Genomic DNA, 19,130 nt, shown 5'->3' on the forward strand with positions numbered 1-19,130 from the left:
AGGCACCTTTTTCCCGCTCGGACCCTTGTCGTATACTATTTCAAGGTTCTACTGATCGCCCCTGACGTCCGTTCGGACGCATCGATAAAAGGGGTCGTTCCTTCCATGCGCAAAGTTTCGCTGGCCTGCCTGGCCATGGTGCTCGCCGCCTGTTCCGTCCCGGCCCTCGCTGCCGACAAGCCTGCCGACAGCGCCGAAGCGAAGAAGGACGCGGAGGGCGACGAAATCCCGCTGCTGCCCGCGGCCAAGTCGATCAAGCAGAGCGCGGTGATCGGCGGCAAGACCGTCAACTACGTCGCCACCGTCGGCGCGCTGCCGATCAAGGACGAGAAGGGCAAGACCATCGGCGAGGTGGTCTACACCGCCTATACCGTGCCCGGCGCCCCCACCGCGCGGCCCGTCACCTTCGCCTTCAACGGTGGCCCCGGCGCGGCCTCGGTCTATCTGAACCTCGGCGCCATCGGCCCGAAGCGCGTGCAGTTCGGCGCGCAGGGCGATGCGCCGTCCGACCCCGCCGTGCTGCGGGACAATCCCAATTCGTGGCTCGACTTCACCGACCTCGTCTTCATCGACCCGATCGGCACCGGCTTCTCGCGCAGCCGCGTAGATGCCGAGGCGACCAAGAAGGCGTTCTACACCTCCGAGAACGACATCAAGTACCTCAGCCGCGTGGTCTATGACTGGCTGAACCAGAACGGCCGCCTGACCAGCCGCAAGTATCTCGCCGGCGAAAGCTACGGCGGCTACCGCGTGCCGCGCCTGGCCTACAATCTCCAGACGCAGATGGGCGTGGGCATTTCGGGCATGACGCTGGTTTCGCCCTATCTCGATCCGCCGGCCATCGGCGAGGACGATGCGCTCTCGCCCCTGCCCTGGATGATCAACCTGCCAGCCATGGTCGCCGGCCACTTCGAGCGCCAAGGCAACCTGAGCGAGGCGAGCATGGCCCCGGTCGAGCAGTATATCCGCACGCAATACGTGCAGGACTTCCTCGCCGGCCCGCAGGACAAGGAAGCCACCGACCGTCTTTCCGCCAAAGTCGCGGAACTGACCGGCCTCGACCCCGCGCTGGTGCGCCGCATGGACGGCCGCGTCGACATCGCGACGTATTTGCGCGAGATCCGCCGCGATCAGGGCCTCGTGGGGTCGGTCTACGATTCCAACTACACCGCTTACGATCCTTTCCCGGCCAGCGCCCGTCCGCAGTACAGCGACCCGCTGCTGACCACGCTGATCGCGCCGACGACCTCGGCCATGGTCGATTTCGTGACCCGCCAGGTCGGCTGGAAGATCGACGCGCGCTACAATGCGCTGTCCTACGAAGTGAACGAGGCCTGGACCCGCGACGACAGCGACAACCCGGTCAAGGACTTGCGCCAGGCGATCTCCATCGACCCGAAGATGACCGTCGACATCGTCCACGGCTGGGACGACCTTTCGTGCCCCTACTTCGGCTCGCGGCTAATCATGGCGCAGATGCCGCAGTTCGGCCGCCCGGACCGCGTGCGCCTGCACGTCTATCCCGGCGGGCACATGTTCTATTCCCGCACCGACAGCGGCGCAGCCCTGCGCCGCGACATTCTGGAAAGCTACCGCGCCGCGTCCTGAGGGGTAATTCTACCGTCGTCCCGCACTTGAACTGGGACGACGGTAGCAAAAAGCGTCAGGCATCCACTTCGGCGTAGTGGCTGGGCGGCTGGATCACTTCCATGCGCTCGCTCAGCAGCGGCCGGAACGAGGGGCGCGACTTCATCACCAGGTACCAGCCCCGCGCCTGTTCGTGGCTCGACCAGTCGAGCCCGCCCAGGTAATCCGCCACCGAGATCTGCGCCGCAGCGGCGAGGTCCGCCAGCGTCATGGTCGCGCCGGCCAGCCAGGGGCGGTTGTCGATCAGGTAATCGATGTAGTCGAGATAGTCGTGCGCCAGCTTCATCGATTCGCGCAGGATCTTGGCATCCGGCGACTGGCGTAGCACGAGACGCTTCTTCATCCGCTCATGCAGCAGCGGGCCGGACACGTCGTTGTAGAAATTCTCGTCGAACATCGCGATCAGGCGGCGGATTTCCGCGCGCTGGACGGCCGTGCCGCTGATCTGCGGGTTACGATCGACGGTTTCCTCGAAATATTCGCAGATCGCGCGGCTGTCGACGACCACGGTGCCGCGTTCGGTTTCCTTGACCACCGGCGTGCGGCCTGCCGGGTTCATCTCGAACAGCCGGTCCTCGCCTTCCCAGGGACGCGCGGTCTGGAGTTCGTAGGCGATGCCCTTTTCGGCCATGAGCAGCCGGACCTTGCGGCTGAAGGGGCAGAGCGGAAACTGGAAGATGTGCCACATGGCGATTTCGAATGCCAAACCTGCCCTCGAGCGTCCACCCGAAGCATGGGCCCCGCCCGGAGAGGGGGGCGAAACGCGTGGATAAGTCCCGCCTTCGCCGCATCGCCCGCAATCATCGTGGCGGCGGAGAAGCCGCGATTGACCGGGCGCGGGCCGCGATCCACACCCTGGGCGTTCGCTGCACCGCGCCCATCGTGACGCGGCCGGCCGGACGGCCAGTTCAGGGTAAAAAGGCCCAACTGGCGGCACCGACCCGGCTCGGTGCGACAACCGGAGGAGGAAGAAGATGATCCTGAAGAGCCTGCGCCTCGGCACCAACGATCTCGGCAAGGCCCGTGCCTTCTATGATGCGACGTTCGCCGCTCTGGGCGTCGCGCCCTGCGCCGCGTCCAGCGAATATCCGATCGTGCTGTGGGACCTCGACGGCTTCAAATTTCTCCTCGGCCCCGCCCGCGATGGCCAGCCCGCCACCCATGCCAATGGCGGAACGATCATCTTCGAGGCGCCCGACGAAAACGCCGTCCGCGCCTGGCATGCAGCGGGCCTTGCCAATGGCGGCACCAGCGAGGGCCAGCCGGAACCCAAGCCCCAGGCCCGGAATGCCTTCGGCGCCTATATGCGCGACCCGGACGGCAACAAGCTCGGCATCTACTGCGGGCTGACGATGGGCGGCTGACCGGGGCGACGGTAACCGCGCCGCGGAAGTGACCGCGGCCGGGACCGGCGCGTCGGAACGCCCCCCGGCCTAGCGCGTCAGCAGGAACACCGCATGCTCGGCGCGGAAATTGGCCGCTGCCGGACTGCAGGTCTGGTCGCCCGAGAGGAACCACGCGCCCTCCACCGTGATCCCGCGCGAGCGCACCAGTTCCCGGAAATCGTCGACCGTCAGGTGGTGGATGTTCGGCGTCTCGTACCAGGCGACCGGCAGCAGGCGCGTCACCGGCATTCGCCCGCCCCAGAGCAGCGAGAGCCGCACGCGCCAGTGCGCGAAATTCGGAAAGCTGACAAAGGCGCGGCGGCCGATCCGCAGGAGTTCCTCCAGCACCATGTCGGGTCGCATGGTCGTCTGCAGGGTCTGCGACAGGATCGCATAGTCCACCGACTGGTCGGGATAGAAGGCAAGGTCCCTGTCGGCATCGCCCTGGATCACCGAGAGGCCCTTGCCCACGCAAAGGCCGACATTGGCGGAATCGAGTTCCATGCCGCGCGCGTCGCAGCCCTTGTTGCGCAAGGCCAGCATCAGCGTGCCGTCGCCGCAGCCCACGTCCAGCACGCGCGATTCAGGGGCGACATTGGCGGCGATGACGGCAAGATCGGGCCGCAGCAGGCTCACGAACCCGCCTCCAGGATCGCGGCGAACGGCCCCGACAGCTTCTCCATCAACCGGTCCGGCCGCACCAGCGGGGTAAAGCCGAGCCGCGCATAGACGCCGTGCGCGTCCTTGGTGGCCAGCATGAAGCGGCGAATGTCCGCATAGTCCGGGTTATCGAGGAACCAATTGACCATCCGGCGCCCCAGCCCCTGTCCGCGCACGCTTTCGTCCACCCACACATCGGCCAGCCAGGCGAAGCTCGCGCGGTCGGAAATGACCCGCGCGAAGCCCACTTGCGTGCCATCGGCGAGATAGGCGCCCAGGCAATGCGAACCGGCGATCTGGCGCTCGACTTGCGCACGCTCGACTCCGGGCGTCCAGTAGCTGGACGCCAGCCAGCCGTGGACGCGCGCTATGTCCAGACGCGCAGCGTCGTCGCTGAGTTCGATCGGCGCCGCGTTCAATGTCCTTCTCCCAGGAAGCCTTCGACGACACGGTCCAGCGCGGGCACATCCAGCAGGAAGGAATCGTGCCCATAGGGCGCCGAAAGCTCGACGAAGCTCACCGGCAGCCCCGCCGCGTTCAGCGCGTGGACGACGTTGCGGGAATCGGCGGTGGGGTAGAGCCAGTCGGTATCGAAGCTGACCAGGCAGAAGCGCGCCTTCGACGCGGCAAAGGCATGGGCCAGCAGGCCGCCATGCTCTTCGGCCAGGTCGAAATAGTCCATGGCGCGGGTGATGTAGAGGTACGAGTTCGCGTCGAAACGGTCGGTGAAGGCGAGCCCCTGGTAGCGCAAGTAACTTTCGATCTGGAAATCGGCGTCGAAACCGAAGGTCTTTTCCTCGCGGTCCTGCAGGCGGCGGCCGAACTTCTCGGTCAGCCCCGCTTCCGACAGATAAGTGATATGCGCCGCCATGCGCGCCACGGAGAGGCCCTTTTCGGGGCCCTTTCCGCCATTTTCGCGGGCTTCGTAATAGGCCCCCTCGCGCCATTCCGGGTCGGCCATGATCGCCTGGCGGCCGACTTCGTGGAACGCGATGTTCTGCGCCGAATGCCGCGCGGTGGAGGCGATCACCAGTGCCGCGCGGGTGCGGTCCGCGAAGTTGGAGGCCAGGCTCAGCGCCTGCATCCCGCCCATCGACCCGCCGACAACGGCATGGAGGCTCTCGATCCCAAGGGCATCGAGCAGGGCGACGTGGCCGCGCACCATGTCGCGAATGGTGATGACCGGGAAACGCATGCCCCAGGGCCTGCCGTCCCCGGCCAGGCTGGCCGGCCCGGTCGAACCCATGCAGGAGCCGATGACATTGGCGCAGATCACGAAGAAGCGGTCGGTGTCGATCGGCTTGCCCGGCCCGACCATGCGCACCCACCAGCCGGGCTTGCCGGTCTTGGGGTGGTCGGAAACCACATGATGGTCGCCGGTCAGGGCGTGGCAGATCAGGATCGCATTGTCGCGGGCCGCATTGAGCGTGCCCTGCGTCTCGTAGGCGATGCGCACGCCGGGAAGGCTCTGGCCGCCGTCGAGCGCCAGCGGCTGGGCAAGGTCTAGGAACTGGCTGGTGTCGGTGCTGGTAGACATAGTGCAGGAAGGGAGGTGGGGGAGCGATGCAGACCTGTCAATCGTGCCCGCTCCGGTGAGGTTAACTCTTGGCCTGCGGGCTGATCCTCAGGACGATCACGGGAGGAGTCCATCCGGGCAGAAAATGCAGCGTCCCTTTGCTGCATTTTCCGAGTCGTCAGATGATTACATTTGACTTGAAAATGCAGCGCCCCTCTGCCGCATTTTCCGAGTCGTCAGATGATTCCATCTGACTTGAAAATGCTCTAAGGCCGGCGCGTCATGACCGATAGCCAGATCACCAGCAAGCAAGCCCCGCAGCCCAAGCCATGGATCGAGGCGATCCATGCCTATGTTCCGGGCAAGTCCAAGGGCAAGGACGGGCGGCCGTTGATCAAGTTGTCGGCCAACGAGAATCCGCTCGGCACCAGCGAGGACGCCCTCGCGGCCCGCGCGCAGGCTCCCGCGCTCTATCCCGATCCCGACAGCACCGCCCTGCGCGAAGCGATCGCGGCGAAGCACGGGCTCGCCGCCGCGCGGGTGGTCATGGGCACCGGCTCCGACGAGCTGCTCAACCTTGCGGCCCAGGGCTACGCCGGTCCGGGCGACGAGGTGATCTACGTCCGCTACGGTTTTTCGGTCTACGACATCGCCGCGCGCCGCTGCGGCGCCGTGCCGGTGGTGGCGCCGGATGCCGATTACGGCACCGATGTCGATGCGCTGCTGGCCCTCGTCACCGAGCGCACCCGCGTGGTCTTCGTCGCCAACCCGAACAATCCCACCGGCTCCTACCTGCCCCGCGGCGAGATCACGCGGCTCCACGCCGGACTTCCCGCCGACGTCCTGCTGGTGCTCGACCAGGCCTACGGCGAATATGTCGCACCCGAGGATGACGACGGATCGCTGGCTCTGGCCGAAGCGCATGACAACGTGCTGGTGACGCGCACGTTCTCCAAGATCTTCGGCCTCGCCGGAGAGCGCATCGGCTGGGCGACCGGCGCGCCGGGCATCGTTGCCACGCTCAACCGCATCCGCGGGCCCTTCAACGTCTCCAACACCGGACAGGCCATGGCGCTGGCCGCGCTGGGCGATGCCCCCTTCGTCGAGGCCAGTCGCATCCACAACCGGGACGAACGCGCCCGCTTCGTCGCGAAGCTCGACACCCTGGGCAACCACGGGTTGCGGCCGCTGCCGAGCCAGGCCAATTTCGTGCTGGTGCTGTTCGAAGGCGCGCTGACGGCCGAAGTCGCTTTCGAGGGTCTGGCCGATCGCGGCTATATCGTTCGCTGGCTGCCGGGGCAGGGCCTGCCCCAGGCGCTGCGCTTCACCATCGGCAAGCCGCAGGACATGGACACGATCGCCGAGGCCCTGCGCGAAATGGCGGAAGCCGCGCAATGAGTTTCCAGAACGTCGCCATCATCGGCCTGGGCCTGCAGGGCGGATCGATCGGCCTTGCGGTGCAGGAATACCTGCCCGACGTGGCGACCACCGGCTACGACCTCAGCCCCGCCCACCGCCAGCGCGCCGCCGAGCGCGGCCTGGTTGCGAAAGTCTGCGACACGGCAGCCGAAGCGGTGGCCGAGGCAGACCTGGTGATCTTCTGCGTCCCGCCGGGCGTCATGGGCATCGCCGCCGAACAAGTGCGCGAAGCCCTGCCGCGCAACGCGCTGGTCAGCGATGTCGGCTCCAGCAAGCAGGCCATCTCCAAGGCCCTCGGCACGGCCCTGCCCGATCATATGGTGATCCCCGCGCACCCCGTGGCCGGCACCGAGAACTCCGGCCCCGACGCCGGCTTTGCGCATCTGTTCCGCAACCGCTGGTGCATCGTCACCCCCGCGGCGCGGACCGATCTGGTCAAGCTGAGCGAACTCGTCGGCTTCTGGGAAGCGCTGGGCGCCAATGTCGAGATCATGACGCCCGAGCATCACGATCTCGTCCTGGCCGTCACCAGCCATGTCCCGCACCTCATCGCCTATACCATCGTCGGCACCGCGTCCGACCTGGAGGACGTGACGCAGGGCGAAGTGATCAAGTATTCGGCCGGCGGCTTCCGGGATTTCACGCGTATCGCCGCCTCCGACCCGACGATGTGGCGCGACGTGTTCCTGTCCAACAAGGACGCGGTGCTGACGATGCTCCAGCGCTTCACCGAGGATCTGACCGCGCTGCAACGCGCGATCCGCGTGGGCGACGGGCAGGCCCTGTTCGACCAGTTCACGCACACCCGGGCCATCCGCCGCTCGATCATCGAGGAAGGCCAGGACGATTCCCGCCCCGACTTCGGCCGCGGCGACCATGAGGGCGAACAGAAGACGTGACGACCGGGCGGGAGCCAAGGCCCGGTTCGCGCTTTGATCGAAATGCGGTTCGAACGCGAATTTCCGTTCAGACCCCAATCTTCGTTCAGGCACCACTCCTCGTTCAGACGCGTCAACCGGCGCAAGGGACTTCCGACGCCTCATGAAGCTCTCTATCTCCGCGCTGCTCGACTACTCCCTGGCCGGTCCTACCGACGTTCTCCTCCAGCTGGAGGCGGCGCTGCTGCCCGAGCAGATCGTGCACCGCGCCCATATCACCCTGCCGCCTTTCGAGCATTTCGCGCGCCTGCCGGGCCATGACCAGATCGGCGACCGCATCTGGCTGCACGTCACCGACCGGCTGACCGTCCGCTATGAGGCCGTCGTCGAGCCGCGGCGGTATCTCGCGCCGATCGAAGGGCTGCCCGCCATGCCGCCGCACCTGCTGCCCGGCGAGACGGTGGATTACCTCCTCCCCTCGCGCTACTGCCCTTCGGACACGTTCCTGCAGTTCACGCTCGACATGTTCGGCACGCTTGCTGGCGGCGAGCGGGTCGCGGCCATGCGGGACTGGGTGAGCGGCCACATGCGCTACGTCCCCGGCTCCAGCAATTCCCTGACCACGGCGGCGGACAGCTTTGATTCGGGCGAAGGCGTCTGCCGGGACTATGCCCACCTGATGATCAGTCTCTGCCGCGCCAGCGCCATCCCCGCGCGCTTCGTCAGCGTCTACGGGCTGGGCGTGGAGCCGCAGGACTTTCATGCCGTGGCCGAAGTGTTCCTCGACGGGGCCTGGCACCTCGTCGACGCGACCGGAATGACCCGGCCGGAAGCCATGGCGAAGATCGGCGTCGGGCCGGACGCCGCCGGCGTCGCTTTCCTGACCAGCTACGAGCCGGTCACGCTGCAGGCCCAGTCGGTGGAAGTGCGCGAGGTTCCCTGAACGTCAGGTGTTGAGCGCGTTGATCGCGGTGATGACTTCCGCTTCCACTTCCTCGCGCGGGCGGCCCGGCTCGATCCTCTGGCCGACGCGCATGACGATCGTGCCCGGCTTCTTCCAGAGGCGGTGATAGAGCCGCCCGCTGTCCACCGCCACGGGGACCACGGGCAGGGCCAGAAGCTTGTAGAGCCCGGCAAAGCCAGACTGGAGCGGGGCCTGCTCGCCATGGGGAATGCGCGTTCCTTCGGGGAAGATCGCCAGCGGCCGCCCCAGCGCCGCGAAGCCGCGCGCGGAACTGACCATGGCGCGCAGGGCCTTGGCGCCCTGGTCGCGCTCCACCGAAACCACGCCGTACTTTCGCGCCGCCCAGCCCCAGCCGGGCAGGCCGACGAGTTCGGCCTTCGGGAAAGGCGCCGGGAAGTTCATCAGCGCGGGCAAGTCGATCGCCTCGTAGAAGCTCTCGTGCTTCAATGCCACCAGCACGCCTTCCTCGGGCATCGTGCCCTCGATCCTGAGCCGTATCCCCAGCAGGTACCGGCAGCAGAGGCGGTGGAACTGGCTCCAGCCGCGCACCGTGCGGCGCATCGGCTCGGTGCCGATCAGCGATGTCAGCCCCACTCCGGTGACGAAGAACAGGGTTCCGGGATAGAACACCAGGTAGAACAGAAGACTGCGAACGACGTCGAGCGGGGTAGCGCGCATCAATTGGCTTTCCAGGGGGGCCGGTTCCAGAGGTCGAGTGCCATGCGCCCAAAATACTTATGGTACTCGAGGAAAAGCGTGCTCAGGCTAGGACGGGAGGGCACCCCATCCTCGAGAATGGCAATATGGTCGGGCAGTTCGCGCGCCAGCTCGTAAGCGGCGCGGCGCATGTGCCAGTCGGCCGTGACCAGCCGCACCGAACGCGCTTTGCGCCGGGCCAGCCAGTTCGCCGCCTCCACCGCGTTCGAGCGCGTGTCATAGGCTTCGTAGCCCAGCGTGATGCAGCATTTCATGAGCCGGTCCGGGATACGGAACTCCGCCGCCAGTTCGCGCGGCTTCACCTCGCGGTCGACCCCGGAGATCAGCAGGCGCGGCGCGCGGCCCGCGTCGAGCACGGTCAGCGCCCGTTCGATGCGCCCCTTGCTGCCGGTCAGCACGATCACGGCATCCGTGCGCACGGCATCGTCCAGCGGCCCCGGAAGCGTCACCGCGAACCAGAGGAACCCGAAAAGCCAGATCAGCAGGAGGAAGGCGGCGGTGCGACGGAACATGAGCGATCTATAGCGACTTGCGTAGACTATAGCATCTTGCGCAATGCGTGCAGCACCGTCAGGCGTGCCGTCAGCATTGCGAGCAGGGTGGAGAGCAGCGGGACCAGCGCCAGCAGCAGCCAGTCGCTCCAGACCAGGGCGCCGCTGTCCACCAGCCCGGCGCCGAGACTCGCGAAACGACGGCCCAGCGAAAGGATCACCACCATCGCCAGGGCCAGTCCCACGGTACCGCCGCCCGCCGCGTCATAGCCGATGGAGCGCTGGAACACGCGGGCGACCTGGGTATCCGTTCCGCCCAGCAAGTGGACGATCTCGATCACGTCGCGATTGGCGCCCAGCGCCGAGCGCGCTGCCAGCAACACCGCCGCGGCCAGGGCGCCGGCGAGCAGCACGACCAGCGAGATCGACAGCACCTGCAAAGATACCATCGCGTCGAACACCGGCTTCAGCCAGGTGGATTGGGCATCGACTTTGGCCGAAGGCGCGACCCGCGCGATGGCCTGTTCGATCGCGCCGAGCTGCTGCGGCGTCGCCGGCCCCTTGAGGCGCACGTCGATCAGCGAAGGCACGGGAATCGCCGCGCCGGTGGCAGCGGCAATGCCGGTGCCGAGCCAGGGTTCGATCAGGGCGTCCAGCTCGGCCTGGGGCACCTGGCGCAGGCCCGCGACATGCGGCAGGCGCTTGATCGCCTCCACCGCCGCGGCGGCTTCCCTTGCGCGAATATCGTCGCGCGGCTCGATCACCTGGATGGTGACGCCGCCCTCGATCTCGGCCCGGGCCGAGGAAATCGCATTGCCGAGCGCAAGCCCGGCCGCGAGCGCGATGGCGGTCATCGCCACCATGATCGCGATCACCCAGGGCATCGGCCCGGACATGCGCGTCTGCGGGATCAGCTCCGCGCCGCGCACGCCCAGCCGCCGCCAGCCCCAACGCCAACGGGAGCCCGCGCCCTGTTCGGCCCCTCGGCGGGACCGACCCGCCCCGGAGATGTCGTCCCCGCTCATGACGGCCGCCGTGGGGGATAGCGCAAGGCGCCGGTGGGATCGGCCAGGCGCCCGCGGTCCAGCCGCATGATCAGGCTGTCCGGCACCTTGCGCAGCAAGTCGAGATCGTGCGTGGCGACGACGACGGTCGTGCCCTGCCGGTTGAGCATCTCGAACAGGCGCAGCAACTTGAGCGCCATCTCGGAATCGACGTTGCCGGTCGGCTCGTCCGCCACCAGGATCGCCGGGCGCGCGATCACCGCGCGGGCAATGGCCACGCGTTGCTGCTCACCGCCGGAAAGCGTCGCCGGGCGGGCGTCCATCTTGTCCGACAGGCCGACCCATTCGAGAATGTCCCGCACGGGGCCGCCGATGTCGCGCTCCTGATGGCCGGCGACACGCAGCGGCAAGGCGACATTATCGAAGGCCGAGAGATGCGGGATCAGGCGAAAATCCTGAAACACCACGCCGATCCGCCGCCGCAGCCCCGGCAGACGGCTGCGCGGCAGGGTTATGGCGTCGGTCCCGAACATGCGGATCGCCCCGCGCGAGGGGCGCTGCGCCAGATAGAGCAGCCGCAGCAGCGAGGTCTTCCCCGCGCCGCTCGCCCCGGTGAGAAAATAGAACCGCCCCGCGAAAAGCGTGAAGGTCAAATCGGACAGCACCTCGCGCTCCGTACCGTAGCGCAAGCCGACATTGTCGAAATGAACGATTTCCCCGTCGGCGATCATGCTCGTATAATCTGTGCTGCGTCTGGTCCGAACGGGCGACCCGATGCGCTATAGCGAGCATTGAATGTGGAAAAAAGGGCGTTCCGGCTTGTGCCCACAGGTCGATGCCTTGTCGTAAGAGAGTCACTCGTGCTTTAGCTTGTTATCATGATCATTGCCTGCCCAGCTTGCTCTACACGATATGCCGTGCCGGACAGCGCGATCGGCATCGACGGCCGCACGGTACGCTGCGCCAAGTGCCGCCACAGCTGGTTCCAGGAAGGCCCCGAGGCTGCAGCCGAACCCGCCCCGGTTCAGGACGCGCCGACTTACGCGGCAGAGCCCCGCCCCGCCGAACCACGGCCGGTTGAACAGCCGCCAGTTGAACAGCCGCCCGCGGAAACCTGGCACGGGGAACCCGCGCCTGTCGCCGCGCAGCCAGCTCCCGCCGTGCCCGTGCAGCCGGCCGCGCCGCGCGAAGCGATCCGCGTTCCGGGCCGCACCGCCGCCCAAGCCGCGCCGGAACCGGCACCGGCCCCCACATCGGCAAGCCCCCAGGGCGAGGCTACCCGCGAGACCGAACCGGTATCGCCGCCCGCCGCCGTTGCCGGCGACAGCGAACGGAGCACCCGCAAGTCCGGCGCGGTCTACGACGACACCACCGCCGTCCACTATGCGGACGAGGGCCATTCCAGTTTCGACTTCGCCCCGCCGTTCCGCCCGCGCCGCAACTGGACGCGGATCGCCACGTTCGGCTCGGCGCTCTTTGCCGTCGTCGCCCTGGGGCTGACGGGCGCAGTGGCCTGGGGCGGCCTGCCGGACTGGCTGCCGATCCCGCACCAGACCTTTTCGCAGGCCCAGCCCGATCTCCAGCTGGACTTTCCGCGCAAGCGGCAAGACCGCAAGCCCCTGCCCGACGGCACCGAGTTCTTCTCGGTCAGCGGAACGATCAGCAATATCGGCAGCGTGGCCCGCAACGTGCCCTCCCTGCTGGTGGTGCTGCGCGACAAGCGGGACCGCATCGTCTACGAAAAGGAAGTGGTCCCTTCCAAGCGGAAGCTGGCCCCCGGAGAAGCGATCACCGTCAACGAGGCCCTGACGGACATTCCCAAGGCCGCCGCCGCCGCCGAAATCGGCTGGAAGCCCGAATAATTTCCGCAGCATCGGTCGGCACTCCGCTGCCGGCTTTACAGCGCGCCCGGCCGCAAGGCCTGGGCGCGTTTCTGCATGGTCACGCGAATCCGCCACAAAATCGGTGACCTGCAAAATAATTCGATCTTTTTGAAAATAATTGGCGGAAGCCACTTGCCGGGTTCGGAACCCTTTGCTAGTGGCGCGCTCCTGCCAAGGGGCGGCTTCGAAGCCCCCCGGTGATTTAGCGGTCATGGCGGAATTGGTAGACGCGCAACGTTGAGGTCGTTGTGGGCGAAAGCCCGTGGAAGTTCGAGTCTTCTTGACCGCACCATCACTCTTGAAGATCAAGATTGGACAAAGCCTTCGGGCCCCCGCAAGGGGGCCCGAAAGTCGTTTGGGCTCCTGAGAATCGTTGCCTCGCCCGCCCCGCAGCCGACATGGCGGACTGCCCGTCCAGGCTTCCATTTCCATCTCTGAAAGCAGATCGCGGCGCCGCTGCCCGCAGTGCAGCAGGATGCCTCAGGCGACGGCGCGCGCCACGCCTTTGCCGAGTTCGTCGGGAGAGACAGGCGTGCTGTCGCCCAGCAGATCGCGCACGATCGCGTAAGTCCGGTCGTTGTCGACATCGATGGCCTGGGTGCCGTCGGCCATGATGACGGCGCGCACCCGCAGGCCCATGCGGCGCGACGCGCGCACGACGGCGCCCGACAGCGATTCCATGCCCAACTTGATCATCACTAGCCCGACCAGGCCGATCGCCCGCAGGATGCGTGCGCTTTCCCGTCCGCCGATGCGGGCGCCGCGAAACACGTCCACGGCATCGACGAAGCGGGCCCCCGCCATGCCGTAGAGATCGCATGTCGCGAACTCGCCGTCGCGCAGCGCGATATAGTTGCGCAAGGCGCTGGGATGCGCCGCCTCTACCGCATCACGCCGGGCAAGCGCGAACGTCACGTCGCAGCCCTCCAGCATGTCGGCCATGGCATCGATCGATTCCGGGCTGAGCAGCGCATGATCGGCCGTGGTGACGAGCAGCGGCCCGTCCCAGTCTTCCGCCGCGGCGCGCACGCTTTCGGCAATGTCCTCTTTCGCTTCGACCAGCGCAATGGTGCCCCTGCCCGGCAGGCGGGTGAGCACGTCCCAGATCGGATCGAACGCCTCACGCTCGACGCAGACGGCCAGGCTGGCGACGCGCGGATGCTGCGCGGCGGTCTGCAGCACATGGGCGATCAGCGGCCGACCCGCCAAGGGGATCAGGCAGCGGTGCTTCTCTCCGAAGCGTTCCGCCAGAGGGTCGACGCCCGCCGGGCCCAGCCCATGACCGGCCAGGACGACCAGGCGGAGGGGTGGGTGTTCGATGTCGTCGATATCGGGAGAAACCGGAGGAGTCATGATCCCTGACGCTATGCCCCGTACTTGTGACAGCGCCGTGACTTCGGCCACCGCCCTGCCGCGTGCCGGGCGCAGAACTCCGCGATTCTCGCAGGCGGATCGGCCGCCGCATGTTCAAGCTATGGATAACGCGCCCGCTTCGGCTTGCCTCTCGCCGCCCGCTTGCCCAAGGCAGCAGACGTGAGCGCCAATATCGTGATCGGCCAGACCCCGCAGGGCGAGTCGATCGAGATCGACATCAAGGAACTACTCGCGACCCGCCTGCTGGTGCAGGGCAATTCCGGGTCCGGCAAGTCGCATCTGCTGCGCCGCCTGCTCGAAGAGAGCGCCTCGGTCGTGCAGCAGGTGGTGATCGACCCGGAAGGCGACTTCGTCAGCCTTGCGGAGGAATTCGGCCATGTCGTGATCGACGGCGCCGCTTATGCCGAAAGCGAGATCGTCCGCCTCGGCGCGCGCATCCGCGAGCACCGCGCCTCTGTCGTCCTGGCGCTGGACGAGCTGGAAATCGACCAGCAGATGAAGTGCGCGGCGCAATTCCTCAATGCCATGTTCGATGCCCCGCGCGAGCAGTGGTATCCCGCGCTGGTGGTGGTGGACGAAGCGCAGATGTTCGCGCCCGCCGCGGCCGGCGAAGTCTCCGAAGAAGCGCGCCGGGTCAGCCTGGCGGCCATGACCAACCTGATGTGCCGCGGACGCAAGCGCGGGCTGGCCGGCGTGATCGCCACCCAGCGTCTCGCCAAGCTGGCCAAGAACGTGGCGGCCGAAGCCTCGAACTTTTTGATGGGACGCACGTTCCTCGACATCGACATGGTACGCGCGGCCGACCTGCTGGGCATGGAACGGCGCCAGGCGGAATCGATCCGCGACCTCGCACGCGGCCAGTTCCTCGGCCTCGGCCCGGCGATCAGCCGCCGCCCGGTGGCGGTCAACATCGGCTCCGTGCTGACCGGCGCGAAGTCGGTCACGCCCGGCCTGATGCCGCTGCCCACCGCCTCGACCGACGAGCTGCGCGAACTGCTGCACGACAATCTGCACGTCGAGCCGGACCGCCCCGAATTCGCCCGCCCGGCACCGCGCCCGGCAGTGGACGTCGACGCGTTGAGCGAAACGATCGCCCATGGCCAGCCGGCATCCGCCGCGGCGCCCCCGCGCCTCGAACGCCCGGAACCCGAGCCCGAGGAAAACCGCGCGGCGATGCTCGAAATCCTCAACACCATGGCCCAGGACCCGGAATGCACGTTCCAGTCCTCGACCACGCTGTTCCAGGACTTCACGATCCGCTGCCGCATGAAGGGCATCTCGGTGCGCGGGGTGGACGCCACAATGTTCCGCCGCGGCTTCGCGGCCGCCATGGCCGGTATCGCAGATCCCGACGACGAGCGCTGGTTCGATCTCGTGAACCTTGCCAAGCACGTCCCCGACGATGCGCTGGCGCCGTTCTACATGATCGCCCGCGCCGCGATGGACGGGTTGCCCTGCCCGGATGACATGACCCTGGCCCGGATCTACGGCACCAGCAGCCCCCGCCGCGTCGCGCGCCTGCTCGACTATCTGGAGAAGGATGGGCTGATCGTGGTCCGCACGGACTTCTCCGGCAAGCGCTCGGTCGGCCTGCCCGACCTTGGCGTCACGACGGCACCCGTCGAGGGCTGAAGGTCCAGGACCGCCTGCAGGAGGTGCAGGCCCCTTGCTCCGCGGAAAAACGGCGTTGGCCGGCTCGTTTCCGCGCCGCTTTCTCGTCCTGACCCGCGGTTCATGGCATGCCGGAATTGCCGCTTCAGGGCACCAGCACGGTATCGTGTGGCTCGGCCTCGGCCCGGGGATAGTCCAGCGTGAAGTGAAGCCCCCGGCTCTCGTGCCGGTGCAGCGCCGAGCGGACGATGAGTTCCGCCGTCTGAAGCAGGTTGCGCAGCTCGATCAGGTCGGTCGAGACGCGGAAGTGGCGGTAATATTCCTCGACCTCGCCGTTGAGCATCTGGATGCGGTGCATGGCGCGTTCCAGCCGCTTGGTGGTGCGCACGATGCCGACGTAGTTCCACATGAACCGGCGGATTTCCGTCCAGTTCTGCTTGATGACGACTTCCTCGTCGGAATCGATCACCCGGCTTTCGTCCCAGGCGCGGACGGGGGGCGGACTGTCGAACGCGTCCCAGTGGTCCAGGATATGGGCCGCGCAGGATTCGCCGAAGACGAAGCATTCGAGCAGCGAATTGGACGCAAGCCGGTTGGCGCCGTGAAGCCCGCTTTCGGTGCATTCGCCCGCTGCATAGAGCCCCGGCAGGTCGGTCTTGCCGTCAAGGTCGATCAGCACGCCGCCGCAGGTGTAGTGCTGGGCGGGCACGACCGGGATCGGCTCCTTCGTCATGTCGATGCCCAGGCCCAGCAGCTTCTCGTAGATGTTCGGGAAGTGCTCGCGGATGAATTCCTCGGGCTGGTGGCTGATATCGAGGTGAACGTAGTCCAGCCCGGAGCGCTTGATCTGGTCGTCGATGGCGCGGGCCACGACATCGCGCGGGGCCAGTTCGGCGCGCTCGTCGTAGTCGGGCATGAAACGATGGCCGGTGACCGGGTGGAGCAGGTGCCCGCCCTCCCCGCGCACGGCCTCGGTGATGAGGAAGTTCTTGACCTCCAGATTGTAGAGGCAGGTGGGGTGGAACTGCATCATCTCCATGTTGGAGACGCGCGCACCCGCGCGCCAGGCCATGGCGATGCCGTCACCCGTGGCCCCGCGCGGCGCCGTGGAGAACTGGTACACGCGTCCCGCGCCGCCTGTCGCCAGGATCGTCGCGCGGGCGGTATGCGCCGCGACCCGGCCGGATTTCTCGTCGAGCGCGTAGACGCCCCAGACCCGCCCCGAACCCGAATAGCGCAGTTCGTGCCGGCCGGTGATCAGGTCGATGCACGACTGCCCGGGCAGCAGCGTGATGTTGGGATGGTCTTCCGCGGCCTTGAGCAAGGCGCTCTGCACCGCCCAGCCGGTAGCATCGGCGACATGGACGATACGGCGATGCGAATGGCCGCCCTCGCGCGTGAGGTGAAGCTCGCTGCCCTCGGTGTTGAACGGCACGCCCAGTTCGACCAGCCGCTCGATGGCATGGGGTGCGCGCTCGATCACGAACTCCACCGTTTCGCGCCGGTTGAGGCCCGCGCCGGCCACCATGGTATCCTCGATATGTTCGTCGAACGTATCGCCCGCATCGAGCACCGCGGCGATCCCGCCTTGCGCCCAGGCCGTGGAGCCGCCGGTCAGCCCGCCCTTGGCCAGGACCAGGACCTTCAGCTTGTCGGCAAGTTCCAGCGCCGCGGTCAGCCCGGCCGCGCCGGAGCCGATCACGATCACATCGTGTTGCGGCCAATCGGACGGGGAAGGGTCTTGCGCGGGGACGGGATCAATATTCGTAACCATTCCGGCTCCATGCCGGGACTGGGCGCGTCACGCAATATTTAGCTTTGCCCGCCAAGCCCGCCCGCAATCATGTTGCAGTGCAGCGTTACAGTCTCTAAACTCGCCGGATATTCATTAAGAGGGTAACGTCGCCCCAAACCGGCCCGCGCAGAGAAAGCCGGACCGTTTCTCGACCGACTTCTTCAAGGTCAGCTTCTTCGGGCCCGCGTTTTTCGGACCCGCATTCTTCAAGAAGCTTCTGCAGGGAGCATGCCGGGATGACTGCCTTTTACCGACACCCCCTCCAGACCATGTTCTGCCATTTCGACCGGCACGCGCCGGACCGCGATTCCGTGCATTGGGACGGCACGCATTACGCGGCGATCTGCAGCCTCTGCAGCCGGACGATCCGCCGCCATGCACACAGGGTCTGGAAGGAATTCCCCGAAGGCCGCGCCTGAGGTCAGTGCGCTGCGGCCCGGGAAAAAAGGTTCATCACGATCACCCCGGCAATGATCAGCGCCATGCCCAGGATCGCGGGCAAGTCCAGCTTCTGCCCCTGGAATATCCACGCGATCCCGGCAATCAGCACGATCCCCGCGCCGGACCAGATCGCATAGGCCACGCCGGTCGGCATGCCGCGCAGCGCCAGCGACAGGCAATAGAACGCCACCATATAGCCCGCCGCCATGATCAGCGTCGGCACCAGCCGGGTGAACCCGTTCGACTGCTTGAGAAACGACGTGGCGATCACTTCGGCGGCGATGGCGACCGCCAGGTAGAGGTAGCTCACCAGGCCGATCCCTGACGGCAGCACCCTACCAGCGGCGCGATCACGCCGCGACCGAACTGGTGAGGCTGACGAAGACGTCCTCCAGGTCCGCCTCGCGCGTGGTCACGTCGATGATGGCGAAGCCCTGCGCCTGTACGGCCGAAAGAATCTCGCCCGCGTTGCTGCGGTCCTTGTCGTAAGTGATCTGGAGAACGCGCTCCCCGGTCATCTCGCACTTGAGGAAGCCGGGGTGGCTGGGCAGCGCCGAGACGTCGCGGTCCAGCGTCAGCACCAGGATCTTCTCGCGTGCCATGCCCACCAGTTCGCGGGTCGGCCTGTTGGCGATCAGTTCGCCGTGATTGATGATGGCGATCCGGTCGCACAGTTCCTCGGCCTCTTCGAGGTAATGCGTGGTGAGCACGATGGTCGCGCCTTCGCGGTTGAGTTCGCTCACCAGTTCCCAGAGCTGGCGGCGCAGTTCCACGTCCACGCCGGCGGTCGGCTCATCGAGAACCAGAACCGGCGGCTGATGGACCAGCGCCTTGGCGATCAGCAGGCGGCGCTTCATGCCCCCCGAAAGCGTGCGGGCATAGGCGTCGCGCTTGTCGGACAAGTGCACCGCGCGCAGCAGCTCTTCCGAGCGGCGCAGCACTTTGGTGATGCCATAGAGCCCGGCCTGGTTCTCCAGCACTTCGAACGGCGTGAAGAACGGGTCGAACACGATTTCCTGCGGGACGATGCCGATCGAGCGCTTGGCGTTGCGCTGGTTCCTGTCGATATCGAAGCCCCAGATATCGATCGAGCCCGAAGTCTTGCGCACGAGCCCCGCCATGATGTTGATCAGCGTGGACTTGCCCGCGCCGTTCGGGCCGAGCAGCCCGAAGATCCCGCCTTCCGGAACGTCGAAGGAAACGCCCTTGAGCGCCAGCTTGCCCTCTCCGCTTCCGGCGGGGGCGTAGCGCTTCTTGAGGTCGCGGATCGAGATGGCGGCGGACGTCGTGCTGGTCATGGCCCGCATGTGGGGCAGGACGGCGTCCCAGTAAAGGCCCGGCATGC

20 protein-coding genes and 1 tRNA gene are annotated in these 19,130 nt (G+C 66.9%); 9 read left to right on the plus strand and 12 right to left on the minus strand.

The features are described from left to right. Positions 1-105: 105 nt before the first annotated feature. Positions 106-1,608, plus strand: coding sequence for a S10 family peptidase (locus tag ACZ1J6_RS16250; RefSeq protein WP_465127515.1), 1,503 nt, complete (start codon positions 106-108; stop codon positions 1,606-1,608). Positions 1,609-1,663: 55 nt separating this feature from the next. On the opposite strand, the gene ACZ1J6_RS16255 is transcribed toward ACZ1J6_RS16250, so the two are convergent. Continuing rightward, a complete protein-coding gene (locus ACZ1J6_RS16255; protein WP_132264847.1) occupies positions 1,664-2,335 on the minus strand; it encodes a glutathione S-transferase family protein in 672 nt (223 codons plus the stop codon). 286 nt (positions 2,336-2,621) lie between these two features. Here ACZ1J6_RS16255 and ACZ1J6_RS16260 point away from each other — a divergent pair, with 286 nt between their 5' ends. Further along, positions 2,622-3,011 carry a VOC family protein gene (locus tag ACZ1J6_RS16260; protein WP_465127516.1) on the plus strand — a complete coding sequence of 130 codons (390 nt, stop codon included), beginning with the start codon at positions 2,622-2,624 and terminating at the stop codon, positions 3,009-3,011. A gap of 69 nt (positions 3,012-3,080) precedes the next feature. On the opposite strand, the gene metW is transcribed toward ACZ1J6_RS16260, so the two are convergent. Genes metW through metX form a run of 3 tightly spaced genes read right to left on the minus strand, consistent with a single transcriptional unit; the run spans position 3,081 to position 5,229 of the window. After that, complete coding sequence (gene metW, locus ACZ1J6_RS16265; protein WP_465127517.1) at positions 3,081-3,668, minus strand: methionine biosynthesis protein MetW; 588 nt, start codon at positions 3,666-3,668, stop codon at positions 3,081-3,083. Beyond that, positions 3,665-4,111, minus strand: a complete 447-nt coding sequence (locus ACZ1J6_RS16270; RefSeq protein ID WP_465127518.1) for a GNAT family N-acetyltransferase — start codon at positions 4,109-4,111, stop codon at positions 3,665-3,667. Before ACZ1J6_RS16270 ends, metW begins: the two co-directional genes overlap by 4 nt. Further along, a complete protein-coding gene (gene metX / locus ACZ1J6_RS16275; RefSeq protein WP_465127519.1) occupies positions 4,108-5,229 on the minus strand; it encodes a homoserine O-acetyltransferase MetX in 1,122 nt (373 codons plus the stop codon). Before metX ends, ACZ1J6_RS16270 begins: the two co-directional genes overlap by 4 nt. Positions 5,230-5,490: 261 nt before the next feature. Between metX and hisC the strand changes: the two genes are divergently transcribed. The 3 genes from hisC (at position 5,491) to ACZ1J6_RS16290 (ending at position 8,448) form a co-directional block, all read left to right on the plus strand. Next, positions 5,491-6,606 carry a histidinol-phosphate transaminase gene (gene hisC, locus ACZ1J6_RS16280; protein ID WP_465127520.1) on the plus strand — a complete coding sequence of 372 codons (1,116 nt, stop codon included), beginning with the start codon at positions 5,491-5,493 and terminating at the stop codon, positions 6,604-6,606. Beyond that, positions 6,603-7,526: a prephenate/arogenate dehydrogenase family protein gene (locus ACZ1J6_RS16285; protein WP_465127521.1), complete on the plus strand. Its 924-nt coding sequence runs from the start codon at positions 6,603-6,605 to the stop codon at positions 7,524-7,526. The genes hisC and ACZ1J6_RS16285 overlap by 4 nt, the downstream gene beginning before the upstream one ends. Positions 7,527-7,668: 142 nt before the next feature. Next, positions 7,669-8,448, plus strand: a complete 780-nt coding sequence (locus ACZ1J6_RS16290; protein WP_132264836.1) for a transglutaminase-like domain-containing protein — start codon at positions 7,669-7,671, stop codon at positions 8,446-8,448. A 3-nt stretch (positions 8,449-8,451) separates the two neighbouring features. Here the strand turns inward: ACZ1J6_RS16290 and ACZ1J6_RS16295 are convergent, their stop codons facing one another. From ACZ1J6_RS16295 to ftsE, 4 genes are all read right to left on the minus strand, one after another. Beyond that, positions 8,452-9,147, minus strand: a complete 696-nt coding sequence (locus ACZ1J6_RS16295; RefSeq protein WP_132264834.1) for a lysophospholipid acyltransferase family protein — start codon at positions 9,145-9,147, stop codon at positions 8,452-8,454. Next, complete coding sequence (locus ACZ1J6_RS16300) at positions 9,147-9,698, minus strand: YdcF family protein (protein WP_132264833.1); 552 nt, start codon at positions 9,696-9,698, stop codon at positions 9,147-9,149. Before ACZ1J6_RS16300 ends, ACZ1J6_RS16295 begins: the two co-directional genes overlap by 1 nt. A gap of 26 nt (positions 9,699-9,724) precedes the next feature. Beyond that, on the minus strand, positions 9,725-10,573 hold the full coding sequence (locus tag ACZ1J6_RS16305; RefSeq protein ID WP_243654178.1) for a cell division protein FtsX: 849 nt from the start codon (positions 10,571-10,573) through the stop codon (positions 9,725-9,727). A gap of 125 nt (positions 10,574-10,698) precedes the next feature. Beyond that, positions 10,699-11,412, minus strand: coding sequence for a cell division ATP-binding protein FtsE (ftsE, locus tag ACZ1J6_RS16310; RefSeq protein WP_132264831.1), 714 nt, complete (start codon positions 11,410-11,412; stop codon positions 10,699-10,701). A 186-nt stretch (positions 11,413-11,598) separates the two neighbouring features. On the opposite strand from ftsE, the gene ACZ1J6_RS16315 reads away from it, so the two are divergent. Then, positions 11,599-12,543, plus strand: a complete 945-nt coding sequence (locus tag ACZ1J6_RS16315) for an MJ0042-type zinc finger domain-containing protein (RefSeq protein ID WP_465127522.1) — start codon at positions 11,599-11,601, stop codon at positions 12,541-12,543. 226 nt (positions 12,544-12,769) lie between these two features. Continuing rightward, positions 12,770-12,856, plus strand: a tRNA-Leu gene (locus ACZ1J6_RS16320). 188 nt (positions 12,857-13,044) lie between these two features. Here the strand turns inward: ACZ1J6_RS16320 and ACZ1J6_RS16325 are convergent. Beyond that, on the minus strand, positions 13,045-13,917 hold the full coding sequence (locus ACZ1J6_RS16325) for an NTP transferase domain-containing protein (protein WP_134094637.1): 873 nt from the start codon (positions 13,915-13,917) through the stop codon (positions 13,045-13,047). 180 nt (positions 13,918-14,097) lie between these two features. Here ACZ1J6_RS16325 and ACZ1J6_RS16330 point away from each other — a divergent pair, with 180 nt between their 5' ends. Continuing rightward, complete coding sequence (locus tag ACZ1J6_RS16330; protein WP_465127523.1) at positions 14,098-15,570, plus strand: helicase HerA domain-containing protein; 1,473 nt, start codon at positions 14,098-14,100, stop codon at positions 15,568-15,570. A 124-nt stretch (positions 15,571-15,694) separates the two neighbouring features. Here ACZ1J6_RS16330 and nadB read toward each other — a convergent pair whose 3' ends face one another. After that, the gene (gene nadB, locus ACZ1J6_RS16335; RefSeq protein WP_132264823.1) at positions 15,695-17,323 is read right to left on the minus strand and encodes an L-aspartate oxidase; all 1,629 of its coding nucleotides are present in this window, start codon (positions 17,321-17,323) and stop codon (positions 15,695-15,697) included. 257 nt (positions 17,324-17,580) lie between these two features. On the opposite strand from nadB, the gene ACZ1J6_RS16340 reads away from it, so the two are divergent. Then, positions 17,581-17,763, plus strand: a complete 183-nt coding sequence (locus ACZ1J6_RS16340) for a hypothetical protein (RefSeq protein ID WP_134094639.1) — start codon at positions 17,581-17,583, stop codon at positions 17,761-17,763. Positions 17,764-17,765: 2 nt separating this feature from the next. Here ACZ1J6_RS16340 and ACZ1J6_RS16345 read toward each other — a convergent pair whose 3' ends face one another. Continuing rightward, a complete protein-coding gene (locus tag ACZ1J6_RS16345; protein WP_465128256.1) occupies positions 17,766-18,098 on the minus strand; it encodes a DMT family transporter in 333 nt (110 codons plus the stop codon). Between the two features lie 37 nt (positions 18,099-18,135). Beyond that, positions 18,136-19,083, minus strand: coding sequence for an ABC transporter ATP-binding protein (locus ACZ1J6_RS16350; protein WP_465128257.1), 948 nt, complete (start codon positions 19,081-19,083; stop codon positions 18,136-18,138). Between the last annotated feature and the right edge of the window lie 47 nt (positions 19,084-19,130).

It is taken from the genome of Novosphingobium sp. BL-S-21, from assembly GCF_055521655.1.